The 23,265-nt window shown below is 41.4% G+C and carries 35 protein-coding genes; 34 read left to right on the forward strand and 1 reads right to left on the reverse strand.

Annotated elements, in window-relative coordinates:
• Positions 1 to 52: 52 nt before the first annotated feature.
• Positions 53 to 751 carry a LexA family protein gene (locus tag E2K74_RS02840; RefSeq protein WP_151206193.1) on the reverse strand — a complete coding sequence of 233 codons (699 nt, stop codon included), beginning with the start codon at positions 749 to 751 and terminating at the stop codon, positions 53 to 55.
• A gap of 116 nt (positions 752 to 867) precedes the next feature.
• Here E2K74_RS02840 and E2K74_RS02845 point away from each other — a divergent pair, with 116 nt between their 5' ends.
• The 34 genes from E2K74_RS02845 (at position 868) to E2K74_RS03010 (ending at position 23,210) form a co-directional block, all read left to right on the forward strand.
• Positions 868 to 1,122 (forward strand): helix-turn-helix domain-containing protein, encoded by a 255-nt coding sequence (locus tag E2K74_RS02845; protein ID WP_151206194.1) that lies wholly within the window; start codon positions 868 to 870, stop codon positions 1,120 to 1,122.
• Positions 1,123 to 1,180: 58 nt separating this feature from the next.
• Entirely contained in the window at positions 1,181 to 1,669 is a 489-nt protein-coding gene (locus E2K74_RS02850; protein ID WP_151206195.1) for a phage regulatory CII family protein, read from the forward strand.
• 50 nt (positions 1,670 to 1,719) lie between these two features.
• Entirely contained in the window at positions 1,720 to 2,496 is a 777-nt protein-coding gene (locus tag E2K74_RS02855) for an HNH endonuclease (protein ID WP_201798530.1), read from the forward strand.
• Positions 2,489 to 3,340 carry a hypothetical protein gene (locus E2K74_RS02860; RefSeq protein WP_151206196.1) on the forward strand — a complete coding sequence of 284 codons (852 nt, stop codon included), beginning with the start codon at positions 2,489 to 2,491 and terminating at the stop codon, positions 3,338 to 3,340. The genes E2K74_RS02855 and E2K74_RS02860 overlap by 8 nt, the downstream gene beginning before the upstream one ends.
• The gene (locus E2K74_RS02865) at positions 3,333 to 4,040 is read left to right on the forward strand and encodes a hypothetical protein (RefSeq protein ID WP_151206197.1); all 708 of its coding nucleotides are present in this window, start codon (positions 3,333 to 3,335) and stop codon (positions 4,038 to 4,040) included. Before E2K74_RS02860 ends, E2K74_RS02865 begins: the two co-directional genes overlap by 8 nt.
• A complete protein-coding gene (locus tag E2K74_RS02870; protein WP_151206198.1) occupies positions 4,037 to 4,732 on the forward strand; it encodes a hypothetical protein in 696 nt (231 codons plus the stop codon). The genes E2K74_RS02865 and E2K74_RS02870 overlap by 4 nt, the downstream gene beginning before the upstream one ends.
• Positions 4,729 to 4,974, forward strand: coding sequence for a hypothetical protein (locus tag E2K74_RS02875; protein ID WP_151206199.1), 246 nt, complete (start codon positions 4,729 to 4,731; stop codon positions 4,972 to 4,974). The genes E2K74_RS02870 and E2K74_RS02875 overlap by 4 nt, the downstream gene beginning before the upstream one ends.
• The gene (locus tag E2K74_RS02880) at positions 4,971 to 5,429 is read left to right on the forward strand and encodes a hypothetical protein (RefSeq protein ID WP_151206200.1); all 459 of its coding nucleotides are present in this window, start codon (positions 4,971 to 4,973) and stop codon (positions 5,427 to 5,429) included. Before E2K74_RS02875 ends, E2K74_RS02880 begins: the two co-directional genes overlap by 4 nt.
• Positions 5,422 to 5,907: a hypothetical protein gene (locus tag E2K74_RS14630; RefSeq protein ID WP_151206201.1), complete on the forward strand. Its 486-nt coding sequence runs from the start codon at positions 5,422 to 5,424 to the stop codon at positions 5,905 to 5,907. Before E2K74_RS02880 ends, E2K74_RS14630 begins: the two co-directional genes overlap by 8 nt.
• A 4-nt stretch (positions 5,908 to 5,911) precedes the next feature.
• On the forward strand, positions 5,912 to 6,388 hold the full coding sequence (locus E2K74_RS02890; protein ID WP_227547996.1) for a RusA family crossover junction endodeoxyribonuclease: 477 nt from the start codon (positions 5,912 to 5,914) through the stop codon (positions 6,386 to 6,388).
• Between the two features lie 12 nt (positions 6,389 to 6,400).
• Positions 6,401 to 6,841: a hypothetical protein gene (locus tag E2K74_RS02895; RefSeq protein WP_151206203.1), complete on the forward strand. Its 441-nt coding sequence runs from the start codon at positions 6,401 to 6,403 to the stop codon at positions 6,839 to 6,841.
• Between the two features lie 814 nt (positions 6,842 to 7,655).
• Positions 7,656 to 8,723 (forward strand): ParA family protein, encoded by a 1,068-nt coding sequence (locus E2K74_RS02900; protein WP_151206204.1) that lies wholly within the window; start codon positions 7,656 to 7,658, stop codon positions 8,721 to 8,723.
• A gap of 214 nt (positions 8,724 to 8,937) precedes the next feature.
• Positions 8,938 to 9,111, forward strand: a complete 174-nt coding sequence (locus E2K74_RS14675; RefSeq protein WP_162850561.1) for a hypothetical protein — start codon at positions 8,938 to 8,940, stop codon at positions 9,109 to 9,111.
• Between the two features lie 85 nt (positions 9,112 to 9,196).
• Entirely contained in the window at positions 9,197 to 9,886 is a 690-nt protein-coding gene (locus E2K74_RS14745; protein WP_171480670.1) for a DUF6988 family protein, read from the forward strand.
• Between the two features lie 33 nt (positions 9,887 to 9,919).
• The gene (locus tag E2K74_RS02910) at positions 9,920 to 10,357 is read left to right on the forward strand and encodes a hypothetical protein (RefSeq protein ID WP_151206205.1); all 438 of its coding nucleotides are present in this window, start codon (positions 9,920 to 9,922) and stop codon (positions 10,355 to 10,357) included.
• The gene (locus E2K74_RS02915; protein WP_151206206.1) at positions 10,317 to 10,958 is read left to right on the forward strand and encodes a putative metallopeptidase; all 642 of its coding nucleotides are present in this window, start codon (positions 10,317 to 10,319) and stop codon (positions 10,956 to 10,958) included. The genes E2K74_RS02910 and E2K74_RS02915 overlap by 41 nt, the downstream gene beginning before the upstream one ends.
• 57 nt (positions 10,959 to 11,015) lie before the next feature.
• Positions 11,016 to 11,558, forward strand: coding sequence for a DUF2280 domain-containing protein (locus tag E2K74_RS02920; RefSeq protein ID WP_151206207.1), 543 nt, complete (start codon positions 11,016 to 11,018; stop codon positions 11,556 to 11,558).
• Positions 11,497 to 12,783 carry a terminase large subunit domain-containing protein gene (locus E2K74_RS02925; RefSeq protein ID WP_151206208.1) on the forward strand — a complete coding sequence of 429 codons (1,287 nt, stop codon included), beginning with the start codon at positions 11,497 to 11,499 and terminating at the stop codon, positions 12,781 to 12,783. Before E2K74_RS02920 ends, E2K74_RS02925 begins: the two co-directional genes overlap by 62 nt.
• Before the next feature lies 1 nt (position 12,784).
• Positions 12,785 to 14,203, forward strand: a complete 1,419-nt coding sequence (locus E2K74_RS02930; RefSeq protein ID WP_151206209.1) for a DUF4055 domain-containing protein — start codon at positions 12,785 to 12,787, stop codon at positions 14,201 to 14,203.
• Positions 14,203 to 15,324: a minor capsid protein gene (locus E2K74_RS02935; RefSeq protein ID WP_171480669.1), complete on the forward strand. Its 1,122-nt coding sequence runs from the start codon at positions 14,203 to 14,205 to the stop codon at positions 15,322 to 15,324. The genes E2K74_RS02930 and E2K74_RS02935 overlap by 1 nt, the downstream gene beginning before the upstream one ends.
• Positions 15,321 to 15,548 carry a hypothetical protein gene (locus E2K74_RS02940; protein WP_151206211.1) on the forward strand — a complete coding sequence of 76 codons (228 nt, stop codon included), beginning with the start codon at positions 15,321 to 15,323 and terminating at the stop codon, positions 15,546 to 15,548. Before E2K74_RS02935 ends, E2K74_RS02940 begins: the two co-directional genes overlap by 4 nt.
• 108 nt (positions 15,549 to 15,656) lie before the next feature.
• On the forward strand, positions 15,657 to 16,418 hold the full coding sequence (locus E2K74_RS02945; RefSeq protein WP_151206212.1) for a DUF6651 domain-containing protein: 762 nt from the start codon (positions 15,657 to 15,659) through the stop codon (positions 16,416 to 16,418).
• 9 nt (positions 16,419 to 16,427) lie between these two features.
• Positions 16,428 to 17,378, forward strand: a complete 951-nt coding sequence (locus E2K74_RS02950; protein ID WP_151206213.1) for a major capsid protein — start codon at positions 16,428 to 16,430, stop codon at positions 17,376 to 17,378.
• A 39-nt stretch (positions 17,379 to 17,417) separates the two neighbouring features.
• On the forward strand, positions 17,418 to 17,927 hold the full coding sequence (locus E2K74_RS02955) for a HeH/LEM domain protein (RefSeq protein WP_151206214.1): 510 nt from the start codon (positions 17,418 to 17,420) through the stop codon (positions 17,925 to 17,927).
• A 3-nt stretch (positions 17,928 to 17,930) separates the two neighbouring features.
• Positions 17,931 to 18,305 (forward strand): hypothetical protein, encoded by a 375-nt coding sequence (locus tag E2K74_RS02960; RefSeq protein ID WP_151206215.1) that lies wholly within the window; start codon positions 17,931 to 17,933, stop codon positions 18,303 to 18,305.
• Positions 18,302 to 18,718, forward strand: a complete 417-nt coding sequence (locus E2K74_RS02965; protein WP_151206216.1) for a hypothetical protein — start codon at positions 18,302 to 18,304, stop codon at positions 18,716 to 18,718. The genes E2K74_RS02960 and E2K74_RS02965 overlap by 4 nt, the downstream gene beginning before the upstream one ends.
• Positions 18,678 to 19,046: a glutamate 5-kinase gene (locus E2K74_RS02970; RefSeq protein WP_151206374.1), complete on the forward strand. Its 369-nt coding sequence runs from the start codon at positions 18,678 to 18,680 to the stop codon at positions 19,044 to 19,046. Before E2K74_RS02965 ends, E2K74_RS02970 begins: the two co-directional genes overlap by 41 nt.
• 396 nt (positions 19,047 to 19,442) lie before the next feature.
• Positions 19,443 to 19,817: a hypothetical protein gene (locus tag E2K74_RS02980; RefSeq protein ID WP_151206217.1), complete on the forward strand. Its 375-nt coding sequence runs from the start codon at positions 19,443 to 19,445 to the stop codon at positions 19,815 to 19,817.
• Positions 19,814 to 20,248: a phage tail terminator-like protein gene (locus tag E2K74_RS02985; RefSeq protein WP_151206218.1), complete on the forward strand. Its 435-nt coding sequence runs from the start codon at positions 19,814 to 19,816 to the stop codon at positions 20,246 to 20,248. Before E2K74_RS02980 ends, E2K74_RS02985 begins: the two co-directional genes overlap by 4 nt.
• Before the next feature lies 1 nt (position 20,249).
• A complete protein-coding gene (locus E2K74_RS02990) occupies positions 20,250 to 20,471 on the forward strand; it encodes a hypothetical protein (RefSeq protein ID WP_151206219.1) in 222 nt (73 codons plus the stop codon).
• 89 nt (positions 20,472 to 20,560) lie between these two features.
• Entirely contained in the window at positions 20,561 to 21,499 is a 939-nt protein-coding gene (locus E2K74_RS02995; RefSeq protein ID WP_151206220.1) for a phage tail tube protein, read from the forward strand.
• A 42-nt stretch (positions 21,500 to 21,541) separates the two neighbouring features.
• A complete protein-coding gene (locus tag E2K74_RS03000) occupies positions 21,542 to 22,027 on the forward strand; it encodes a hypothetical protein (protein ID WP_151206221.1) in 486 nt (161 codons plus the stop codon).
• 2 nt (positions 22,028 to 22,029) lie between these two features.
• Entirely contained in the window at positions 22,030 to 22,296 is a 267-nt protein-coding gene (locus E2K74_RS03005; protein WP_151206222.1) for a hypothetical protein, read from the forward strand.
• A gap of 116 nt (positions 22,297 to 22,412) precedes the next feature.
• Positions 22,413 to 23,210, forward strand: a complete 798-nt coding sequence (locus E2K74_RS03010; protein WP_151206223.1) for a hypothetical protein — start codon at positions 22,413 to 22,415, stop codon at positions 23,208 to 23,210.
• Positions 23,211 to 23,265: the final 55 nt, after the last annotated feature.

The raw sequence follows: 23,265 nt of genomic DNA on the forward strand, positions 1-23,265 counted from the left end.
CTAAAACACCCCGATAAGCCCCAACCACCAAGCCGCATAAGCGGCTTTTTATTTAATTCTTTCTCACTCTTGGTCTAGCGCGATAAACATAACGAACGCAGTCAACCACCTGGCCTACAAAAAGGCATTGATCATCTAACTCAATAATATTGGGCTTAAATTCAGGATTTAGAGCTTGAAGGTATCTTTTACCATTTGTTTCAATAACCAGTTTTTTGAAAGTAGCATCGTCACCGCGACGGACTACAATTATGTCACCAGACTGCATATCCCCATAATAGGCATCTGGATCTACAACGATGTAGTCGCCTTCCATGAAATCAGGGAAATTACTTAATCCCTGAACTTTAAGAAAAAAGCAGTTTGAACATTCATCTTCTGGCAAGGGCAACCATTCAGTTACTTCACTCATATCAACTGCTGCGACATTAGTAAAGCTACCAGCTTGAACCCAAGATAGAACAGGGGCCATACGTGCTTTAACTCTTGGGACGTTCGCCAAGCTTTCGCCCCCAAATAAATTTTTGGCAGGTTGTTGATCTAAGGTTCCAATTTCCCACCCAACCTTTCTCTCTAAGTTTCGAGCTGCGCGTTCACCAAAACTCCCATGACCTTTCACAAGTTGAGATATATGACTTGGATTAAGGTCGTAATGCTCACAAAACGCAGCATCCGAAGAAAATCCCTCAGATTTTAATTTGGCATCAATAGCCTGGCGCAGATTGGCGCGTCTTAAAGAAATTATGTCCATAGTGATATTTCATATAGTTTTTAGTAAAAAGTAAATTCGCAAACACTAAATCTTGATTGACTTATTAAGTAATAAAAATTAGTATTTACTAAATATTAGTAATTAGGAGATTTAAGATGTCTTCTGCTCATACAGCTGAACTAAAGAGCTTTCTTAATCGATTAGCCCCAACCGAAAGAAAAGCATTTGCAAAACGATGCCAAACCTCAATCGGGTACTTGCATCAAATCATGTACGGCAATAGCAAGTGCAGTGCTTTATTAGCAATAAGAATCGATAAGGAAAGTAATGGTGCTGTTAAGTGCGACTTACTGTGCCCAGAGGCGGATTTTAACTACATCAGGAATCAAGCCTTATCACTAACTGCTTAAACCAATTATCAATCAGTAATTATTTTTAATAAACGTGAATAAACAAAGGGATTCACACATGGAATTCAGTAAAGAAGCACAAAGCGCAATGTACAAGATGATCCACCAAACGCCGGGCATCGATCCTAAACAAATTGCTGATGTTTTGGGTGATTCACATAAGACTGTTTTGAACTATGCGAATCCAAATATGGATTATCTGCCAAGCCTGAAGAAATTCGAAATGATGCTTTCCTTCACTGGTAATCCAGTTGTTTTGCGTGCATGGGCGCATCAGCTGGGATTGGCTCTAATTCCTACTGGTTGCGATGGCAGTAAACATCATGAGTTATCAGTGATTGAAGCGATGATGCAGGGAAATATTTGCAATGGGCAGGCGAATCAGAAGGTATATGAGGCTTATGAAGATGGCGTAATCACACCGCAAGAATATGAAGAAATTCACAGCATCTTCCAGCGGATTATTGAGTTTGCCACAGCTGCAGATCAGGCAGCATTCAAACAAATGAAGCGCTACACATCAAATGCACAAAAAGAAAAAGCCTGATTTCGTGGATCAGGCTTTTGTATTCAAAATACTTAGAGAGAATTTTAAATATGAAATCAAATTTAGCACAAAAAACTGAAAAACCAAAGCGTAAAGCTATGGGCGACAAATTACGTTTTGAAGTTTTTAAGCGAGATCAATTTAAATGCCAATACTGCGGCAAGGCTGCTCCAGAAGTAGTTCTTCATGTTGATCACATTAATCCGGTAAGCAAAGGCGGCGATAACGATATTTTAAATTTAGTTACGTCATGTGTTGATTGTAATTCAGGTAAAAGCAACCGCCTTCTAACTGATAACACGATTATTAAAAAGCAGAGAAAAATGCTTGAGGAGCTAGATGAGCGAAGAAAACAATTAAAGATGATGCTTGACTGGCGAGAAGAGCTAAAGGGCTTTGATGATGAGGTTGTTCAGTCGGTCGCTCAATATATTGAAGAGAAAATATATCCAGCAAAAGTTAATGAAATAGGCATGAAGGAAATTTCCACATGGTTTAAACGCTTTGAACTATCTGAATTGCTACAAGCAATTGATGATCTAAAGATTGTGACCACTAAAGATGGCGCTCAAGATGCAAGCGCGATGTTCAACAATATCCCCAAAGTAGCCAACTTTAACAGAAAAGATGAGGCTGAAAAATCAGCTTGTTATATCCGTGGAATTCTTAAAAACAGGATCAGCTATGTTGATTATCAGAAATCATTAGCTTGGCTGACTACAGCTATTGAGCAAGGATTTGACGTTGAGGAGCTGAAAGATTTAGCCAAGGAAGTTAAAAACTGGACTCAATTCCGTGAAGCAATGGAGGAGATCCTAAATGGCTAGAGCAAGAAACATCAAACCAGCATTCTTCACCAATGATGAGCTTTCTGAATTGCCACCACTGGCACGCTTATTATTCATTGGTCTGTGGACTATTGCTGACTACAAAGGTTGTTTTGAGTACAAGCCTAAGCGCCTTAAGGTTCAACTCCTGCCTTATGACGATTGTGATATCGAGCAGCTCATGAGTGCTCTAGATAAATCGCGATTTATCTCGATATATTCGGTACAAGGTCAAACCTATGGAAAAGTGCTCAATTTCAATAAGCACCAAAATCCACACAAGAATGAAAAAGAGAAAGGCTCCGATATTCCTGATATTGAATTACGCGATGATGTTGATGGTATTAATTCAATTCAAAACAATGGTTTAGAAAATATCGAGAATAATCGCGATAAAAACGGAACTGCTCACGATCAAAACGAAACCGATCCTGCTGATTCCCTTAACCTGATTCCTGATTCCCTTAACTCTGATTCCTTAAACCTGAATACAGAAAACCGAGATCCTCGTTTCGATCTCTCTCTTTCTGATGTGAACACTCGTTTATCAATGGCAGGTTTAAAGAATATCTCTCAACACGATTTGAATGTTTTGCTGATTCAACTTCAGGATGCTTATTCACATAAACAACAAATGGTGAAAAACCAGATTCTTGGTAAAGCATTTGAGTGGATTAAGCGCCAACAAGAAACACCACTGAAACCACCAAGCCAATCTATCACCAAAACCACAGCCCAGATTCTCGCTGAACAACGTATGCAGTTGGATCAACAGCAAGGACAGGTGATTGATGTTGGTGAACCAAAAAAGCCATTACTGATTGAGGAGATGGGTCGTGCATAACGGGATCGCCTTAGACAAGGCACGCGAATACTACGACATCATGCAAGTGATGTATGGACACAAGTTCATTAGCCAATTTAACGGCATGACTGACCTGAATCGCATTCTGAATATCATCAACGGTGCTTTAGCAATGTTGAGTGATGAACAATTTCAAAAGGGCATGGCGCAGCTGAATGCGAAAGCTGGATCAGGTGATTTCTGCCCAACACTTTCTGATTTCAAAACTTGGTGCATGTCTGGCAGCTGGTGGACAGCAACAGAGGCATGGCAGCGTGCTTGTGATTACTCAAACATGAGTTCTCATCGCGTTGCTGAACTATCTCGCATGAAGCTGGAAGAGTTTCTGATGCAGAAAGACAAGATTACTACTCTGACCAAAAAAGCATGGGATTCGGTTTATTGGTTGGTTGAGCAGGGAAGCATGAAAGAGGCTTTCAAGCAGTTTAAATCGATCTATGAAACCTATCTGGCTAAAGCACAGATGCAAGGTCGTCAGCAAGAGTGGTATGTGCCGCCAAAAATGATTGCTACATCCAAGGCAGCACCTAAGCCTAAATCAATACTACCTGAGCAATCACCTGAGCAAAAAGCTTGGCTGGAGGGGAAAATCAAAGAGCTTCAGTCAAGTGGGATGACGTTTCCAATGGCTATGTATAGCGCAATGAAAGAGATGCAAAGCGCAGGGGGTGGGGTGTGAAGGAACGTCAGATTAAAAAGAATAATCGAACAGCAATGCGCCTTTTGATGCAGTTAGACCCAGGACATTATGAAGGGCGATTCTTTGGGTATGAAGATGGGGTTTGGGAATTCTGGTGGCAATGTGGCGGTTTAGAACCTGAATGGGATTGCAAGCCAGCATTTGATGAATTGCATAGTTATATTTTTGATGTGTATGCAGATGGTGATGCTGAATTTGTAGATGGTAGTTACTCATGGGTGTGGAGAAACAAACCAGACTTAAGCACGGCAAAGAAAGTATTTGACCTTGCAAAACAGTTGATTGAACAAAGCGCAGGGGGGGGTGTGAGTAAGGGCGGTTTAACTAATACTGATTTTAAAGTTGGCCAACTTGTTTATCTAACCAAAGATATTTTTGATGGTGGTGGTGATTTTTCCCTACCTGGATATGTTGGGAGAAAGGGTGACTTGATGAAAGTTACTGGAATCCCGTCGTACAGCAAAAACACTCTTCATATCGCTCACTTCGATTACACAGGTGAAGGCGGGATATGCGCTTACCTTTATGAGATATCAACTCGGAGTCCATTAATAACAATCAATGAGCGCAGGGAATACGCTAAAAAGTACGGGATGGAGCGCGGTGGGTTTAAATCAGAGGACTTGCGTGTAATTAGGCTTGCTGGTGATATTTATGGGGGTGCCGCATGAACACACCCACAATTCAGCGCTTCGAAGAAATCAAAGACATCCTGGTGTACGTGGCTTTTTCAAAACATGAAGTCACATCAGCAGAACTTGAAGAGCATGTATATGACAAAACCCGGACAGCATTAAATCAGAAATTAAAAGGACTGGTCCAGGCTGGATACCTGACTTTTAGGTGTAACCATTGCACCAGACTGTATGTGGCTACGGAAAAAACCAAACAGCTATTTGGAGTGCAGGGATGAACTTAATTGAAAAACTTGGGTTAGAGAAGTGTAGGCAGATTGTGGATGGGGCGCCGGAAGGATCGGAAATGTGGCGTGATATGGATTCGGTTTGCAGTCCAGGCGAGGTTTTATATTACTGGTGGTTTGGTGGGGCATTGCTTGTACATGATGGGGAAAAGGGTTGGATTAAGTCTATTTACCATGATGGCAATGAGTACATCTTAGATCAACTTGAGCTGCTTTCCGATATTAAATCTGAAATTGATCACCACTATTACGGCCGCAGCGAAGCGGAAGAATTGGCTTCTTATGCAGTGCTAAGTCAAGAAAAAATCGAAGGTAGCGCAATGCTGGTCGGGGATTTCAGCAAGGCCCGAGAGCGAATTCAATCTGTGTTTGATGATGGGGCCGACTACGTGACCGACATCCGTAATCACATTAGTCCGAATATGAAGGTGGTTGAGCATGAGTGAATTCATTAAATACTTAAAGGACAACCAGCATTCACCAAGCTGCACAAGAGCTGAGGCTTTTAGGTTGGGTCAGCGATCCCAACAGGCTGAAATTGATCGATTAAGCAGTGTATTGGATGAGCGCACCAAAGAATGGCTTCAAGCAATTGAGTTGGGCACTTACTTTGAAAATGTGGTTAAACCATTGAAAGAGGAAAATGACCGCCTCAAGGCCCAGCTCAACAACATGGAGGCTTGTTATATCGAGAAGAAGAAGGAGTGTGAGGAGTTGCAGGGTCAGCTTAAAACTTGGAAGGGTCAATCTTTAGCGGCAATGCTTCATGGTACTTGCAAATGCGGTGAGCCTTGGCAATCGATTGTCAGTGATAGGGAGGGTTTTAACCTCCTGCATTGTTGTAACTGCAATAACGACAGATACGAAAACAAAGAGTTCTTTGGTGACCATGAGCCTAAATCCCTGCGAGGTGCCAATGACTAACCGCATGACCGCAGCCCAATACAGATCCTTGCTTAGCCCAAAAGCTAAGCCGGAGAAAAAGCGGAACCCAGATCCAGCACCAAAGGTTCCGGCTCACTTAATCAAAGGGCATGCAAACGAAAATGTATTTGAAGGTGATTTGCTGTACTGCCAGATAGAAATCACCCCACCATCTGTAAACAATTATTGGATCAGGGGTGCAAACAAGACAAATCGGTTAAGCCTTCGGGCAAAGCATTTTAACGCTGTTATGAAACGATTTATAAATCCGTGTGGGTATGATGGGAAGGTGCGGGTAGACATTCAATTTGCGCCACCTGACGCGAAAATAAGAGACATAGACAACATAGTGAAGCCTATCTTTGATTCACTCTCGAAATGTGGGCTGATTCTTGATGATAAACAGGTAGAAAAATTAACAGTTGAGCGATTGCCAGTCCGTAGTGGTGGTGAACTCACAGTTTACGTACGAAAGATTTAAGAGGGAATGGGGATGAATGCGATGGTTAAGACAGAAATTATGAACTGGGATCGTTTTAGTATTGAAGATTGGCTTAAGCAGTATGGGGCATACATCCAGATTTCACGCATGAAGTCGGGTAATGAGCCGGACTCACTTGGGGTAAATCAAATTTACTGGCTGATTCTTGAAAATAACAAAGGGGTGGCACCGCGTAAGGACCAGATCATTTGCAAGATTAATGATTTTGAAGCTGAACAGGTGCGGAAGTTGATAGTTGATTTTAATAAGTCGACAAAGGTTTGTGCGTCAGCAAAGGTAGCTGTGCAGTTGTTTATTGAGAAGAATGTGAGAGGAATGTCGCTTGATCAAATGGTGCGTGAATTTACTTTAGGTAGAACCTCAATCAAGAGCATGATCTACTGCGGCAAGTTTTATTTATGCGGCCATGATAAACGCTTGAAAATAGATTGAATGGTTATTGACCGTGCGCACAGGATATGGCATATTTCAGGTATAGTGCGCTTGATTAGTCAGGTTCACTAGCGATTAAAGCTCATCGAAAGGTGGGCTTTTTTAATGGGATTAATAAAGTAATATTTTGCCAATGGATAAAAGACAAACTGGCTTAGAATTGCGTTTAATTTTTTAAGCGCTGTAGTCTCTTTACAATCTCTACCTCCTTTCCTTGAAGGAGGTATTTTTTTGTCTGGAAATTCATATGCCTTAATTCTTGTTTTGCTTACTCGTGCTGCGTAGTGTGACTAAGCTTGAGTGATAATTGCTCAGATGGATTGACCTGTCATCGTAGTGAAATATTTAAGTAATATCTTGCACCTGGCAAACAAAAAAAGAAGCTTTAAAATTGGTGGAGCCTGCTTAATCCGGGAGAGTTAAGCAGGTTTTTTTGTCCTAGATTTTATCTAGTCGCATTATCTAGCTGAGCATGAGTGAGCTATTGCGAATATAAGTTTGAAATGCAACAAGAGTTGTTGAAAACTAAAGTAATCCATAGTAAATTAATCAACATTAAGTAATTTTATGCACTTCTTACTTAATCTTAGCTTATAACCTGCATTTCCCCCAAAGTGCAGGTTTTTTTATTTCTTAAATTCGCCGGACGGATTACGGCAAACAAACCCCCTCGCATTCTAGGTGTTGAAGGGGGTTCTTTTGAATCTTTTGTAATTTTGAAGAGGGTGCAGCGATTAAGTAATATAACTCAATTTGGTACGTGACAATCGTTTGTTTTTATATAGACTACACGATTCAGGATAGGGGGTAAGTCATGAAATCGATAAGTCTTTTTAATCATAAAGGTGGTGTAAGTAAAACTACCACTACTTTCAATTTAGGATGGAGTTTAGCAAACCTTGGTCACAAAGTGATGATGGTTGATATGGACTCTCAGTGTAATTTAACTGGATTAGTTTTAGGCTTTGGCTCTGTAAATGATGACAAAATGACGGAGTTCTATGAGAGTCGGAATAATCTGACCTTAGAGCCAGTAGTAAAATACCTTATTGAGGGTAAAGACCCAGGGCTATTTCTTCAAAATGAAAATGGGAATTTAACGAGTACTCATAATTCGAACTTATTTCTTTTACCAGGCCATTTAGATATTTCTGATTTGGATTCCCAAATTAGTGTTTCTTTGAAAATTGCTTCAGGGATTCCGGCTACCAAAAATATTCCGGGCAATTTACCGGAAATATTGAAGTTGATAGCTAAAAAAAATGATATCGAATATATGTTGTTTGATTTAAGCCCGAATGTTGGAGGCTTAAATGAAGTTATATTGATGGCTAGTGACTATTTTATCGTTCCAACTTCACCAGACTTCTTCTGTTGGCAGGCCGTTGATTCATTATCTAAAAATATAAAAAAATGGCATAGAGAGATTTCTAGATTTAGAGAAGATAATGATTTTAATCATCAAAATTACCCTATAAAAAATGCTCCAAAGTTTTTAGGTACTATTCAGCAGCGTTATCGTCCAAGGTATGGTAAACCAGCTAAATCATTTGAAAGCTGGATTACAAAAATTCATGATGCAGTAAATACTAAGTTGGCTCCAACTTTAGAGCAGTTGAACTGCTGTATTGAAAAAAAACGTGTTGAAGAGGTCTTGGTAGATTCTGATTTGAAGGCTTTTGATCTGGCTTATATTTCAGATTTCAATTCCTTAATAGCAATAAGTCAAAACAATTCAACACCAGTTTTTTCTCTTACAGATCAACAGATTAAAGAGTCTGGTCAGTTTGGTCATGCACTAAATACAATGAAATCCAGTAGAGATTCTTTTTTAACTACATTTGAAGAATTAGCATGTAAAGTTGAAAAACTAACTTCTTAATTGAATTTTCAATTCAATCAAAAACCCTACATAAAATATGTGGGGTTTTTCTTTTCTTATTGGTGGTGGGTATGGGTTATCTATTAGTTGCTGTGGTGTCGCTCTTCATTGGTTACGCCTTGTGCTTCGGATGGTTTAAGCGCGACATAATTGAAGGTAAGCCAATGGTATTTAAAGATGGTGTATATGTAGCAACCAGAAAGAAGATTGAACCATGACAGATAAAGTACAAGCTAAACAAGACTTAGAATTTTGCAGTGCTGAGCTGTCTAAGTATCAGAATCTCAGTCGGGCCGGATTAACGCGCAATGAGTTGCTAGCGATTGATGGCATCATGATTAAGCTGAAAGGCCGTATTAAGAATTTGCGCGTGGCTTTATATGCGTGATACCCGATGGTTTGAAGTGGTATTGGGTGGATAATCAACCTGAACTTATTTAAGATCAAATAGGGGTTATAGCTGAATTATTAAAATGCAAAGAGAAAAACTGTTTGAAGCATCACTTCAAATGATTGGGGAATTAAAGCAAGAAATCATGGAAAGTGATGTGATGGATTGTGGGCCTAGACTAGAGCTGGTTGAACAATGTATTTATATTTCATTTGAGCATGGAATTGGGGTAAATAGCTTATTGTCTATGGGGTTGCCTATACAAGCGCAGGTACTCTTTCGATCTCAATTTGAAGCAGTGGTTAGATCTTACTGGCTGCTTTTTATAGCGTCCAATCATCAAGTATCAAAATTAAATTTCAGCTATACATTTGAAGAGCAGTTTGAGAGTGATACTTGTCCGATGATAAGTGAAATGCTGGATAAGTTAAGCAAGGCAGATTTGCCAGCCAAACCAGTGATAGAGCATTTATGCGATTTTAAAAAATATCATCTTAAGCAATTGAACTCTTTAGTACATACTGGAAAACAATCATTTACCAGGGATGTGATGGGTTTTAATGATGAGATGCTGTTAACGCTGATGCGACAATCAAATAACCTGATTACTGTGGCAGCACAGATCATGTTGAAACATACAGTGCCTGACAAGCAAAAGTTTATACATATTTTGATGGAAAAATATCGTAACTGTTTTTATTTGGAAGAAGATGTAGATCCTAAAGTGAAAAATCGGGTTGAAAAATATTACACAGATGGATATTTAAAATAAGCCTCCTCCGGGAGGTTTTTTAATGGGTGAAATATGGAACTTAAAGCCTACAAAGTTTTAACCAATAAGATCCCTCCCAAGAAAAAACCACGTACCAGGCCGCTCCCTAAGGCTGGTGAGAAATACTTAGAGGCATTTGATCGACTCAAGGTAATACTTGATCGTATGGAAATTAAATACGAAGAATACTTTCATTTTAAAAGCACCAAGCATTGGCGGTTTGACTTTCATTTGATTGAGTATCGAATGTTGATTGAAATCGCTGGTGGCCCTTGGTCTGGTGGACGTAAAGGAAAACTGGCAACAAAAGCTTGGAGTATTGATCGTTATGACCATGCAGAAGAAATGGGTTATCGGTATCACCGTTTTGAAGTCAATGATATCAACATGGGCCGTGCTACTAAGTGGCTAAGAGATTTAAAGGCATCTTATGGAACAGTTCAGACCATTCCCACCGACGGAGCTGATTGATCAGGCCGAGGAAGAGGAAGCCATTCGCTTGGCACCAGCACCAGAGCTTAAGGAATGGGTCGTTAAAAACTGGCTCACTCTCGGGGGTGAATTACATAACCCGGATCATGACCATATTGCTGAGTTACTTCACGACAATGAAGAGTTTCTTGCATTCGCCTGGGCTTCATCTGCCGCCGTAGCCAAAAAGCGCATGGTATTAGGTCAATGTGAAAAGGTCATGTTTAACCAGGGTGGATGGAAGAAAGCACGTCAGGAACAACAGATGCGGGACTGGTTTGGTTTTGTACCTCAATACTTAATCACAATTGATGCCACCTACTGTGAACAAGCTTCAGATCGTGAGTTCTGCCGTTTGATTGAACATGAGCTTTACCACATCGGTGTAGAGCGAGATGAAGATGGCGAAATCATTTATAGCGATATGACCGGACTGCCTAAGCATTACTTGGCTGGCCACGATGTTGAAGTGTTCTTTGGTGAGACTAAACGATGGGGTGCAGACGAGTCTGTAAAACGGCTTATTGAAATTGCGAAGAATGCGCCGTTTGTATCTGAGGCAAGCATGGCAGCATGTTGTGGGAACTGTGTGATTGGTTAGAGCTGAAGGGCTCTTTTTTTGGCTATCTTGCTAGACGTAGCTAGACAAGGGGTGGGTATGGCGGCACTTAAAGAGCCTGTAAAAATCTTTATAGTTCAGTCTCTTGCTTGCTTTGAAACCCCTCAACAGGTAGCGGATACTGTCAAGCAAGAATTTGGGATTGAAATCAATAGAAAACAAGTACAGCTTTATGACCCAACCAAAGTAGCTGGTAGAAATCTAAGCAAGAAATTAAAAGACCTTTTTGAAAAAACAAGAGCTGAATTTAGATCCAATGTTTACGACATCCCATTGGCCAATAAAGCTGTTCGTTTGAGTGAGCTTCAGAAGATGTATGACAGTTGGGGTAAAAACAGAATCATGAAGCAGGGCATCATCAAGCAAATTAAAGATGAGATGCAAGGTCATGATGCTCAACTTTTAGATGTTCAATTAAAGCAGCTTGAAATTGACAAAATTAAAAATGGCGATGGTGAAGGGGCTGACGATCCAACACCAGTGAAAGTCACAATCCAAGTTGTAGATGCGAGTAAATCAGATGCCGAACATCAATCCGACCCTGAATGTTCCGCAGGCGAACTTTCTGCAGCTAAAGAATAAATTTAGAGCCTTTGTTGCTGGGTTTGGTAGCGGTAAAACTTGGGTCGGTTGTTCGAGCCTTTGTGATAAGTCATGGGAATTTCCAAAAGTACCGCTTGGTTACTTTGCTCCAACATATCCGCAGATTCGGGACATCTTCTTTCCTACTATTGATGAAGTGGCATTTGACTGGGGTTTAAAAACCAAAATCTATGAGACCAACAAAGAAGTCGATATTTACTACGGTCGCCAGTATCGAAGCACAATTATCTGTAGATCTATGGAGAAACCGCAAACGATTGTAGGTTTTAAGATTGGTCATGCATTGATTGATGAACTCGATGTGATGAACAAGGATAAGGCCCAGCAGGCATGGCGTAAGATCATTGCTCGTATGCGCTATAAGCAAGCTGGCTTAATGAATGGTATTGACGTTGCAACCACACCAGAAGGCTTCAAATTCACTTATGAACAGTTTGTAAAAGAAGCCAATTCCACACCTGCGAAGCGTGCACTATATGGAATGATTCAGGCCTCTACTTATGACAATGAAAAGAATTTACCAGATGACTATATTTCTTCGCTATATGAGTCATATCCAGCACAGTTAATTTCAGCATATCTGAAGGGCCAATTCGTAAACTTGACCAGTGGTGCTGTTTACCCTGATTTTGACCGAAAGCTGAATCACACAGACGAGGAAATTCAGCCTCATGAGTCCTTAATCATCGGGATGGACTTTAACGTCCTGAAAATGGCAGCTGTAGTTTATGTGGTTCGTGAAGGTAGACCCCTGGCACTGGATGAAATGGTTGGTGTGCGTGATACGCCTACTATGGCTCAGCTATTGATCGAACGCTTTCCGTTCCATGAAATGACTGTGATACCGGATGCAGCTGGCCAAGCAAAATCTTCAAAAAATAGCAGTGAATCAGATCATCAGATTCTGAGAGATAAGGGATTTCGTGTTGAGGTGAATGGAACCAACCCAGCAATCAAGGATCGCATCAATGCGGTGAATGCTTTGATCCTAAATGGTGAAGGTGAGCGCACATTACTTGTGAACACCAATAAATGCCCACGTTTTACTGAAACTCTAGAGCAGCAGGTTTATGACGATTTTGGAATGCCTGATAAAAAATCAGGCCTAGATCATGTGGGTGATGCTGGTGGTTACCCTTTAGTTAAGCGATTCCCAATTATTAAACCGGTCACACGCATCGATATACCAATGTTTGGATTCTAATATGAGCATTACAGCAACACATGCTGACTATGATAAGCACATTACGACTTGGAATAAGTTGGATGATGTTTGTGGTGGTCAGGAAGTTATTAAAGAAAAGCGTGAAACTTACTTACCCAAGCCTTCGCTATTTACTTCAAAGAATGATCCTGATGGCAAAGCTCGTTATGAAGAGTATTTGCAGCGAGCTATCTTCCCGGGTGTAACTGGTCGAACTTTAGCGAGTCATATTGGTCTGGCTTTTGGTAAGTCACCTGTCTTTAATCGACCAGATGAATTGGAGTATCTAGAGCGCAATGCTGATGGCGCAGGCCGTTCTATTTATCAGTGCGCTCAACGTGCTACACGTTTAATCAATCGTAATTACCGCTGTGGTATCTATGTGGATTTTCCAAACGTAGCGCCAAGTCGAAGCAAGGCAGAGGAAAGGACCAAAGGTGCTTTTCCGATGATTCATATTATCAGGGCAGGTGCAATTAAGGATTGGGATTACATTATTGTTGGTAATCAAAAAAAGTTGAGCTTTGTGAAGCTGCTTGAGACCGTGAAAGTTCGTAATGGCTTTTCAGTTGAGAGTAAAGATCAGTACCGAATTTTAGAGCTTAGTGACACTGGTAGTGGTTACATCTATACAGTTCAAATTTTCACTAAAAATGAAAAAGGCGAATGGGTGGAAGGCGGGAAGTATATTCCGACTGACTATCACGGCAACCCATGGGATTACATCCCTTTCTCATTTTGTGGCGCAATGGATAACTCGGATGAAGTGGGTACTGCACCGCTGTATGAGCTGGCCTCTATGGAGCTTTCATATTACTGCAGTACAGCAGATGTGGAAGAATCAGCATTTATTGTAGGCCAGCCGACTTTGTGCTTCCCAAGCATCACACCAGAACAGTACGCAATGGTGAAAGAGTCGGGTGCCAGTGTCGGTAGTCGATCAGGCATCCCGACAGATGCCAAGATGGTTCAAGCTGAAAAGAATGGCCTTGCTTATGAGCGCATGAATGACAAGTGGAACCAGATGAAAGAGCTTGGTGCTCGACTCATTGAAGTTGGCTCTGCAAATAAGACCGCGACACAGGCCGATAATGAAAGCTCGGTGCAGCATTCCGTTTTATCGCTCGTGGTGGCCAATGTATCTGAGGCTTTCACTAATGCACTACGCTGGTGTGCAAAGTTCGCCATGCCCGAGCATGATTTTAAGACGGATGAGTTGAGCTTTACGATTGCTCAGGATTTTAATAAACCGAAATATGACCCAACACGCTCAAAATTGATTTATGAAGCCTGTCTTGCAGGTGAATTGCCAATGTATGTTTGGTATCACTACGAGCAGACCGGTACCTTCCCAGAAGATAAATGGGAGGACATAGTAAAGAAAATTGAGAAGCGTGAAGATGGCACAGAGGATGAGTGATGGATAAGTCAGCGCAAAAAGCCTTAATTGATGCGTTGACTCAACATCAGGCTTATTTATTCCGAGCGTCATCACAATCAGTCAATGAGTTAGTCAGGCGTTTTAATTCGCTATCGAATGCTCAGTTACAACGATTATCTGAGTTGCTTGAAGAATTAACTGATTCAGAACGAAATGCGCTGAAATCGCTTAATTTTGGCAGTAGATCGAAGGCATCAAAACGTATTGAGGAAATTAAAACCATTCTTGATGAGTGGTTCAATTCGATTGATATGGATTTGTCTGAAAAGTTTCACAAGTCCACCCTGGATCTAGCAATATATGAGGCTGCATACACAGCAAAACTTGCTGGTGATGCTTCCGTGGTAGTCGCTGGTGCTGAGATTTATAAGACAGCAAGAAAAACGCCTTTTGCTGGTGGTCAGTTAGTTGACTACCTGTTTGCTGACATTGCTGCATCACTGCGCAAGAAAGTGGAATATGTCATTCGTGATGGTATATCGCAAGGTCAGACGAATCAGCAGATTGTTCAACGAATCAAGGGTAGGAAGTCACTTGATTATAAGGATGGATTACTAGAGTCATCTCGCTCTTCGATTGAGCGGCAAGTCAGAACAGTGCGTAGTCATGTTGCGAATGTGGCTTATGAAGAAACTTACAAGGCTTTGGGTTTTACTCATTTAAAATTTATAGCCACCCTGGATGGCAGGACATCGAAAACGTGCGGAAGCTTAGATCAGACTGTATGGAAGGTTGGTGATTCAAGCATTAGGCGACCACCTTTGCATCCGAACTGCCGATCTGTATTGGTCGGTGTGGATGCTGACGGGAATTTAAGTGGGGTACGCCCATTTGTGATGGATGAGCGTAAGGTAAAGGATATCCCGAAGGGTGAGCGCAAGCATCTCATTGGCCAGCTAGATGCTAATACATCATTTAAAGAGTTCTTTGATCAGGCGGATGATTTTTTTCAACAAGAATGGCTGGGTCCATCACGTTATAAGCTCTACAAACAAGGTGAGTACGCGATTGATAAGTTTGTGGATCCGCAAGGTCGCATGTATACGTTAAGTGAGTTGAGGGCGCTGGATACTAAAACGTTTAAGGAGTTGGGGTTATGAAAGACGTTGAATTAAAACTTATTGAAGACGCTAATCAATTTGTGCTTGTAGATGCCGAAACCAAGCAAGAGATAGGCATACAGTCAAATGTTAGTACTGAATGTAGTGTGGATGGAGTGACGATTGTGACCGCGACCTTCCAGTTACCACCTAAGAAAAAGATACCTACTATGCGAAGCCCGATTCACCAAAAAGATATTGAGTTGAGCAATCAGAGCAAATAAACCAAATCCAAACCTAGACCCAAACGGGTCTTTTTTTATGCCTGCTGAAAGCGGATGTGGACAGCGTAACGAGCGGATGCTCATTTTAGAAATAGGGTCGGATGACTTATGAAACTTAAAACAGTAACTATTGAAGGCAAGACTTATGCAGAAGTAGATGGTGATAAGCCAATCTACATTCACGACGATGGCAAAGAGGCACCGCACGATGCAGCACACACGGTTGCAACGATTTCACGCTTGAACGGTGAAGCCAAAACTCATCGGGAAGCCAAAGAGCAACTGGAAGCAAAGCTTAAGGGTTTCGAGGGTATCGAAGATCCAGTGGCTGCTAAAAAAGCTTTAGAAACTTTGAAAAATTTCGACGATAAAAAACTGGTGGATGCTGGCGAAGTCGAAAAAATCAAACTAGAAGCAATTAAGGCAGTCGAAGAAAAATACGCACCTATTGTCCAGGAGCGTGATGCTTTCCAAACCCAACTGCATAACGAACTTATTGGCGGTGGTTTTGCTCGTTCTAAGTTCATTCAAGACAATATCGCCGTACCGGTAGACATGATTCAGGCCACATTTGGAAAGAACTTCCAGATCGAAAATGGCAAGGTCGTGGCGGTTGGTGCCGATGGTCAAAAAATCTACTCACGTACTCGCCCAGGTGAAATCGCAGACTTTGATGAAGCTTTAGAAACTTTGGTTGGTGGATATCAACATAAAGATTCAATCTTAAAAGGTGGCCAAGGTTCAGGTGGTGGTTTTCAGGGTGGGGGCAACTCAAACACAGGTCTTAAGCGTAGTGAAATGAGTGCCGATGCGAAAGCGGATTACATCCGTCAGCATGGACAGGATTCGTACTTAAAACTTTCAAAATAAGGAGTCGAAATGACGACTACAGTAAACAGCGACATGATTATCTACAATCAGTTGGCTCAAACAGCGTATTTAGAACGCTTGCAGGACAACTTGAATGTATTCAATGAAGCATCAAATGGTGCAATTCGCTATGTAAATGAAATCATTCAAGGTGATTTTAAGCAAGATTCATTCTATCGTGTTGGCGGTAGCATTGAGCATCGTGATGTAAATTCAACTAATAAAGTCACAACTAAAAAGATCGGTGCTGGTGAGTCAATAGGTGTAAAAATTCCATTTAAATATGGTCCTTACGCTTCAACTGAAGAAGCATTTAAACGCCGTGCGCGCTCACCTGCCGAATTCGCTGAAATTGTGGGTTATGACTTAGCAGATGCATTGGTTGCAGGTCGCTTGCAGTATGGCTTGGTGGCATTAAAAGCAGCTATTAGCAGTAATCCGGACATGATTGCTAAGGGTAGTATTGCTGTAGATGGTCGCAAAGCACTAACCCGTGGTATGCGTAAGTTTGGTGATAAGTTTGGGCGTATCTCGTTGTGGGTGATGAACTCTGACACGTACTTCGATATTGTGGATGAAGCACTTACCAATCAGGTTTATGGTGAATCTGAAATCGTGATTTATGGTGGCCTGCCGGGAACTTTAGGTAAGCCTGTCCTTGTTACTGATCTGGTTGGTGACAATGATGCATTCGGCTTGCAGGCAGGCGCATTGACGGTGACTGAATCACAGGCACCGGGTTTCCGTGCATACGACATCAATGATGAAGAAAACTTGGCAATGGGAATGCGTGCAGAAGGTGCATTTAATTTAGATGTCTTGGGGTACTCATGGGATTCATCTAAAGGTGCAAATCCAACACTGGCCCTATTAGGTGCTGATGCTAACTGGGTTAAGCATGCAAATAGCAATAAAATGACAGCGGGCACATTGCTTGATTTGTCAGGTGTAACACCATAACAAGAGGGCATTAGCCCTCTTTCTTTTTGGGAGAAAGAATTGAAAATTATCTATGCAAATAAAAGCTCAGGGATTAATGAGCAGGGATCTTTTCAAAATCCCGATTACTATGAGAAACCCAACACTAATGCTAAATCTGTTGTGATTTATGGTGATTATCCAGAAATCAAGGCTGACTATGAAAAGCTGACTATTGGTGTTGAGGTGCGTGAACTAACCAAAGCCAAACCACTAACTCTGGACGTTAAAGTTGGCATTACCCCAGAACTGCAGGCCAGTATTGATCAGGCTAAAGCCGAATGTGAAAAGGTAGTTGCTGAAAATGCTGAACTGAAAGGTCAGCTAGATAAAGAGCGTCAAGCTGCTACTAAGTTAATGAGTGAAAACTCAGAGCTGAAAGACAAGCTTCTTATTGCTGAAAAAGCCTTGGTGGCAGCTGACGAAGAAATCAAAGCGCTAAAAGCAGCAGCTAAAAAACCAACTGCTGCAGAATTAAAAGCCATCAAGGCTGCCGAAGAAGCTGCTAAAGCGGAACAGCTAAAGGACTAAACCATGAGTTTTATCACTGAATCTGAAGCTGAATCTATCCTTGGGGCAGACTTTGCCAATGGTGGTGATAAAGCTCGACTTATTAAATTAGCAAATACATGGATGCGGAATGAAGTCGGCTTTATTCCCGATCCAATTGATCCTGTTTTAAAAGATGCTGCATGTGAAATTATTAAAGGTATCCAAGCAGGTGTGATTTATGCCGGTATTGCTCGCCAGACTACCAGCGAGAGCGTAAAGGCTGACACAGTGCAAATCACTGAAAGTTTTGCTGAGGGTAGTGTTGAAGTATCGGAGTTCGAGCAAATTGCGCGAGCCTTTATTGGCTCTCTAGATTTAAAACCAAAGGGCTTTGGGTTTGAGGTGTCTCGAGCATGATCAACAACAACTATGTGCCGGAGTGGTATATCTCACCATTTCAGCATGTCAAATACACCTTAGCGCGTAATCAGCTTCATATGGATTTGCTCTTTGATGATATGAATGATTCTGACGAGTTCTTATCAATGGGTTGCGCTGCTCAGGTTGATTTCTACCAGGACGATGCTTATGCGATTGTGCAGATCGGCGATACTTCAGAGCGAACATCTGTAGAGATTCATGGATTACTGCTGCATGAAGCCGTACACGTGTGGCAACGAATCAAACAGCGGATGGGTGAAAGTAATCCGAGCACGGAATTTGAAGCCTATTCCATTCAATCAATTGCTCAAGACCTATTTGCTATGTTTGAAGAGAGCCAAGGCTATGATCAAAAACAAAATCCAATCCAAGGTAGCCAAAGCTTTTGATAAGAAGCTTGGTGATGCAGTTGACACCTTTAATTGTGAAAAACTGATTTACTCTGGCGACTTTGATTTTGAGACGCAGACTTATCCGGTTGTGGGTGATGAGTCATATTCGGGTCGTGGTGTTCTATTTGGCTCGTATTTAAAGGATATGGTCAAGCCTACTGACTATCAGGTGACAGACTCTAAGGCTATCGTGCTGCAAAATGAAGTGACAGGCATTCCGCAGATTGGTGATGTTTGGGCCACCAGCAGAGGTGGTTTTAAGGTGGTGAATATTGGGGCAGATCCAGTAGCAGCTACATATTTTATACAGTTAAGGAAATTTTAGACCATTGGAATAGGTCGGCAGGCGAGTTATAAGATTATTTAAATTTATAATTTACTTGTATTTGTAATGAGCTGTTTCACAATTCAGGTAGAAATACCAGCTAACAAGTGCCCCAAAGTAAGAGGCCGAAAATACTTAATAAAAGAAGGAAAGGCTAAACTTTTCTTATCAAATAACACTTCAGCGAGATGAGCTAATGAGGGGTATACAAGATATGGCGTATCGAGTGGAAGAAACGCAATTATCTTAACCTGTTCTGAATTCAAGAACCGTGAACATCAAATCGCAAATTTCTTAAATAAAAGGTTTGAAGGGGATTGGAGGCTTGAGCTAATACCTATCAAGCCTATTTAATTTAAAGCCCACTTCGGTGGGTTTTTTTAATGGGTGGAATTTATGGCCTGGAAAAACAAACCAAGTAATTTTGCGCTTGATGTGCTTAAAGCCGCAGACGACCACCTTAAAAAGACTGTGGGCGAAACACTACAGCAAGTCATTGTGCGCTCACCTGTCATGGATGGTGAATTTCGGGCATCTCATAAGGTAACACTGGATAGCCCGCAGAATGCTTATGAGAAAGGCTACGACCTATCAGGCAATGAAACACTACGTGAAGGACTGCAAATAGCATCTACAGCAAAAATAGGCGGTCTTGTCTATGTCCAGACATTGAGCCCATATGGTCTGGCTCTTGAGTTAGGTCACAGTCAGCAGGCACCCAATGGTGTTTACGCGCTTTCATTCCGATACGTTTGTGAGAAATACAGATGATGACTAATACTGAGGCCTTACAAGCTATTCTTGCGCGTGTCGGCACTTTCACTGGTATGCCTAAAGCTAATATTCAAATTGCAAACAATCCACAAGTTGGTGGCAAGCCATTTGAGCCACCAAAGAAAGAGATCTGGGCAAAAGTCACAGTAAAAAATGCGGGAACTTTTATTGCAAGTATTGGTGATAAACCTTGTACGCGAACACCCGGTATTGTATTTATCCAATTATTTGCGCCACTTCACTCAGGAACACTGGAGTTATCTAAGCTTGCTGATAAGTGGGCTGAACACATGCAGTTCTATAAAGTGGGTAATTTAGAGATGCTTCAGGCCGATATTCTAGATGCGGGGCATTCATCAGCGATTGGCGATCCTTCAGCCATGAGTTTTTATCAGTATAATGTGAATGTGTCTTACCGGGTGAATTAGCATGACTGAATACCAAAAGATGCTTCATGAAATCGAAGCAAAGAAACAAGAATTAGAACAGCGAATTGCGGCAGTAGTTCAGGCGGAAGTATCTAAATGGCAGCAAGAAAACAGCTTACCGATTCGTGAGGTTTATATTGATTTGCAGGATGTTTCTGCGATGGGTGAACCCAAACAGTATGAGGTTACAGGCACCTCAGTCGATATAGATTTCAAGCCATAAAAATATGCACCTTCGGGTGCTTTTTTTAATATCTAAATTTATTGCCACCGAAAGGTGGTTTTTTTATGCCTAAAATTAAGGAGTGCACTATGTCATCCAAAGGCACTGATGTAGTTATCTACATTGCAAAAGAAGAGTCACCTAATGTTTTGCCTGCAGTGCCTGTCTGGCATACGTTGCGTCGAAACTCTGACTCGTTAAAGAAAACCGTTTCACTTACCGAATCTGATGAAATTGTAGATTCTCGTTTTGATCAGGGCTCGATTGCCACTTCTGGTGAAGCAACCGGCACAATTGAATATGAACTATCAGCATTAAGCCAGGATATTTTATTTGAAGGTGCGGCTGGTAATGTGTTTGTAGAAGATGCAATTACTGGTGTAGCCACTCTTGAAATTGGTGGTGTTGAATTGGACACCTTTACCATTGTGAAGCATGATAAAAAATTAAACTTTATCCAGGTGTTCTCAGGTGCTCGTATTGGCGAACTCACCATTCAAGGCGACACTGAAGGCAAGATCACAGGTTCAGCTACAATTAGCGCTACAGGCTATTCAAACCCAGCAGTAAGCCCTGTAACTGCTCCACTTGCTGCACCTGATACGCCATTCATGTCATCTATTAACGTGAATACATTTAAGATTAATGGTGTAAGTACGGTAGGAACAGCATGTGCTGAATCGTTCACTATTTCGATTAACAATAACCTGACTGCTCGCCCATGTCTGGGTAACCAGAGCATTATTCCAAACCGCTACACTGAAGGAAAAGTGAATATTGGTCTGAGTGCAACGGTGGTTTTAACTGAGCAATCCAAAGCTTGGATTCCTTATGTTGAGTCACGCAAAACCATGGACGCGGAAATTGGCATTGAAGATTCTCAAGGCAATGCTTATGGGTTCCATTTCCCTAAACTGGAGCTCGACAATGATGGCATGTCAGACACTAATGCGACCGACGACCACACGCTGGCTTTAGAGTTTAAGCAGGTCAAAGTAGCGCCAACCATTACACGTTCAGCTGCATAACCATAGCCGCCTTCGGGCGGTTTTCTTTTGGAAGATCAAAACATGGCTTTAAAAGTAGCAATTCAACAAAGCAAAGAAGTCGCACTCTGGAAAGAGTATAAAGATGGCGAAGGGAATGTATTAGCTGAGTTCAAGATTCGTGGCTCTGATTACAAAGCTTACCGGGTAGCAGTTGAACGTGCACATAATCAGTTGTCATCAAAAGGCTTTGATGTGGCCACCGCTTGTAGTAATGACAAGCTCCATCATGAACTATTACTTGAAGCTGCTGCATGCCATCTGGTCGCAGACTGGAAAGGCGTGGTATTTGTGGAAGATGGTAAGGAAATTGAACCGGAATGTTCACCTGAAAACGCAACCAAGCTTTTCAATATGGGTGATATCGGTGTGGCAATATGGGCCTTTGTAAAGGCACAAGCTGACCAGATCCAGACTGAAGCAAATAGTTATCGAGATGAAGTCTTGGGAAAGTCCGAGAGCTCTACCGATACCTCAACCAGTACGCAGGACTCAGTGAACACCAAATAAAGCTGCGTGAAAAGCAGGGACATAAGTTGCCCGATCCGCCTGCATATTCATACACAGCCAATGCCTTGATCGAAGCTTACAACACCATTGCCCGGTCACGTCGATATGAGCAAGGCACTCCATTAGCCTTGAGTATTGCCGACCTAAACGCCTATTGTGAGCAGTATGAGCTACCAGTGGAGCGTTATATTTTTAATGCGGTCATCTTTGATCTGGATAATCGGTTTATTGATGAAGCGTATAAGAAGTTGAGTAAGAAATCAGCGTGAGTTGGTTTCTTTTTACAATTAATTTTTTTATTCATATACTGACGCTCAATTATAAAGATATTCAACGACTAATAGTGTCGCATTAAGAACATGTCTTTTATTTTGAGGGGTAGTAGGTGGGTACAATAGAAATTAATGCCAATGAAGATCAGACTATGTTGACGGTTAATATTAAAAATAGACAGCCAGTTGAGTTAGTTGATTTCGCACAAAGTATGATAAGTCTTGGTGCTGAGTACTCGGACTACATAGCAAGCTCTCAGAATCACCTTGTGTCGGATGAGATTAAGCTTTACATCAAGGAAATTAGGCCCGGGTCAATTATCACTGAATTGGTTGCGCTTGCTCCTGCGCTTATGCCTTTTGCTGAGCATGCCAATACAGTTATAGATTTTACAAATCACCTTAAATCTTGCCTCGACTACTTAAAAGGTACTGGCCCCAAACCCAATGATCTTGATAAGAAGACCCTAAACAGGGTTGTAAACTTTGTTGAGCCCGTTGCCAAGGATAGTGGGGCTGTATTGCAGTTAGATGCTTCCAATAATACAGGAACAATTACTGTAAATATAAACAGCATGGAGGCGAATGCAATTCAAAATAAAGCAGCCAAAGAAATAGACAAGATAAATGAGCCTATTGTTGGCTTGCACAAGCAAGTATTATTGTATTGGGCGCAAACACGCGCTGACAATAGAAAAGGCTATAAGGCGGTTATTGAGAGTATTTCAAAAAAAGAAGTGAGAGCGCTTTTCGATAATGATGAAATTCAATATGAAATGATCCATGGTGAAGAGCAACTGTACAAAAAGGCTTACATTGTGGATGTGTATGTTGAAACCATCAAAGATAGGCCGGCTGTTTATAAGATAAAAAAATTCTATGAATCCATTGATCTAACAGACACAGATTAACCTCCTTCGGGAGGTTTCTTTTTGCCTATGAAATTAGTATCTTGTGAGTACTTAT

It is taken from the genome of Acinetobacter sp. RF15B, assembly GCF_007558235.1.
In the GTDB taxonomy this organism is placed as follows: Bacteria; Pseudomonadota; Gammaproteobacteria; order Pseudomonadales; family Moraxellaceae; genus Acinetobacter; species Acinetobacter lwoffii_C.

Coding starts and splice junctions, on each gene's coding strand:
- E2K74_RS02845 (WP_151206194.1), top strand. CDS start 868: ATGTCTTCTGCTCATACAGCTGAACTAAAGAGCTTTCTTAATCGATTA.
- E2K74_RS02915 (WP_151206206.1), top strand. CDS start 10,317: ATGGAACAGTTCAGACCATTCCCACCGACGGAGCTGATTGATCAGGCC.
- E2K74_RS02925 (WP_151206208.1), top strand. CDS start 11,497: ATGCCGAACATCAATCCGACCCTGAATGTTCCGCAGGCGAACTTTCTG.
- E2K74_RS02960 (WP_151206215.1), top strand. CDS start 17,931: ATGAGTTTTATCACTGAATCTGAAGCTGAATCTATCCTTGGGGCAGAC.
- E2K74_RS02940 (WP_151206211.1), top strand. CDS start 15,321: ATGAAAGACGTTGAATTAAAACTTATTGAAGACGCTAATCAATTTGTG.
- E2K74_RS02890 (WP_227547996.1), top strand. CDS start 5,912: ATGACCGCAGCCCAATACAGATCCTTGCTTAGCCCAAAAGCTAAGCCG.
- E2K74_RS02880 (WP_151206200.1), top strand. CDS start 4,971: ATGAACTTAATTGAAAAACTTGGGTTAGAGAAGTGTAGGCAGATTGTG.
- E2K74_RS02990 (WP_151206219.1), top strand. CDS start 20,250: ATGACTGAATACCAAAAGATGCTTCATGAAATCGAAGCAAAGAAACAA.
- E2K74_RS02910 (WP_151206205.1), top strand. CDS start 9,920: ATGGAACTTAAAGCCTACAAAGTTTTAACCAATAAGATCCCTCCCAAG.
- E2K74_RS02935 (WP_171480669.1), top strand. CDS start 14,203: ATGGATAAGTCAGCGCAAAAAGCCTTAATTGATGCGTTGACTCAACAT.
- E2K74_RS02920 (WP_151206207.1), top strand. CDS start 11,016: ATGGCGGCACTTAAAGAGCCTGTAAAAATCTTTATAGTTCAGTCTCTT.
- E2K74_RS02895 (WP_151206203.1), top strand. CDS start 6,401: ATGAATGCGATGGTTAAGACAGAAATTATGAACTGGGATCGTTTTAGT.
- E2K74_RS02840 (WP_151206193.1), bottom strand. CDS start 751: ATGGACATAATTTCTTTAAGACGCGCCAATCTGCGCCAGGCTATTGAT.
- E2K74_RS02860 (WP_151206196.1), top strand. CDS start 2,489: ATGGCTAGAGCAAGAAACATCAAACCAGCATTCTTCACCAATGATGAG.
- E2K74_RS02930 (WP_151206209.1), top strand. CDS start 12,785: ATGAGCATTACAGCAACACATGCTGACTATGATAAGCACATTACGACT.
- E2K74_RS02850 (WP_151206195.1), top strand. CDS start 1,181: ATGGAATTCAGTAAAGAAGCACAAAGCGCAATGTACAAGATGATCCAC.
- E2K74_RS02855 (WP_201798530.1), top strand. CDS start 1,720: ATGAAATCAAATTTAGCACAAAAAACTGAAAAACCAAAGCGTAAAGCT.
- E2K74_RS02945 (WP_151206212.1), top strand. CDS start 15,657: ATGAAACTTAAAACAGTAACTATTGAAGGCAAGACTTATGCAGAAGTA.
- E2K74_RS02950 (WP_151206213.1), top strand. CDS start 16,428: ATGACGACTACAGTAAACAGCGACATGATTATCTACAATCAGTTGGCT.
- E2K74_RS02875 (WP_151206199.1), top strand. CDS start 4,729: ATGAACACACCCACAATTCAGCGCTTCGAAGAAATCAAAGACATCCTG.
- E2K74_RS02965 (WP_151206216.1), top strand. CDS start 18,302: ATGATCAACAACAACTATGTGCCGGAGTGGTATATCTCACCATTTCAG.
- E2K74_RS02980 (WP_151206217.1), top strand. CDS start 19,443: ATGGCCTGGAAAAACAAACCAAGTAATTTTGCGCTTGATGTGCTTAAA.
- E2K74_RS14675 (WP_162850561.1), top strand. CDS start 8,938: ATGACAGATAAAGTACAAGCTAAACAAGACTTAGAATTTTGCAGTGCT.
- E2K74_RS03000 (WP_151206221.1), top strand. CDS start 21,542: ATGGCTTTAAAAGTAGCAATTCAACAAAGCAAAGAAGTCGCACTCTGG.
- E2K74_RS02985 (WP_151206218.1), top strand. CDS start 19,814: ATGATGACTAATACTGAGGCCTTACAAGCTATTCTTGCGCGTGTCGGC.
- E2K74_RS14630 (WP_151206201.1), top strand. CDS start 5,422: ATGAGTGAATTCATTAAATACTTAAAGGACAACCAGCATTCACCAAGC.
- E2K74_RS14745 (WP_171480670.1), top strand. CDS start 9,197: ATGCAAAGAGAAAAACTGTTTGAAGCATCACTTCAAATGATTGGGGAA.
- E2K74_RS02995 (WP_151206220.1), top strand. CDS start 20,561: ATGTCATCCAAAGGCACTGATGTAGTTATCTACATTGCAAAAGAAGAG.
- E2K74_RS02900 (WP_151206204.1), top strand. CDS start 7,656: ATGAAATCGATAAGTCTTTTTAATCATAAAGGTGGTGTAAGTAAAACT.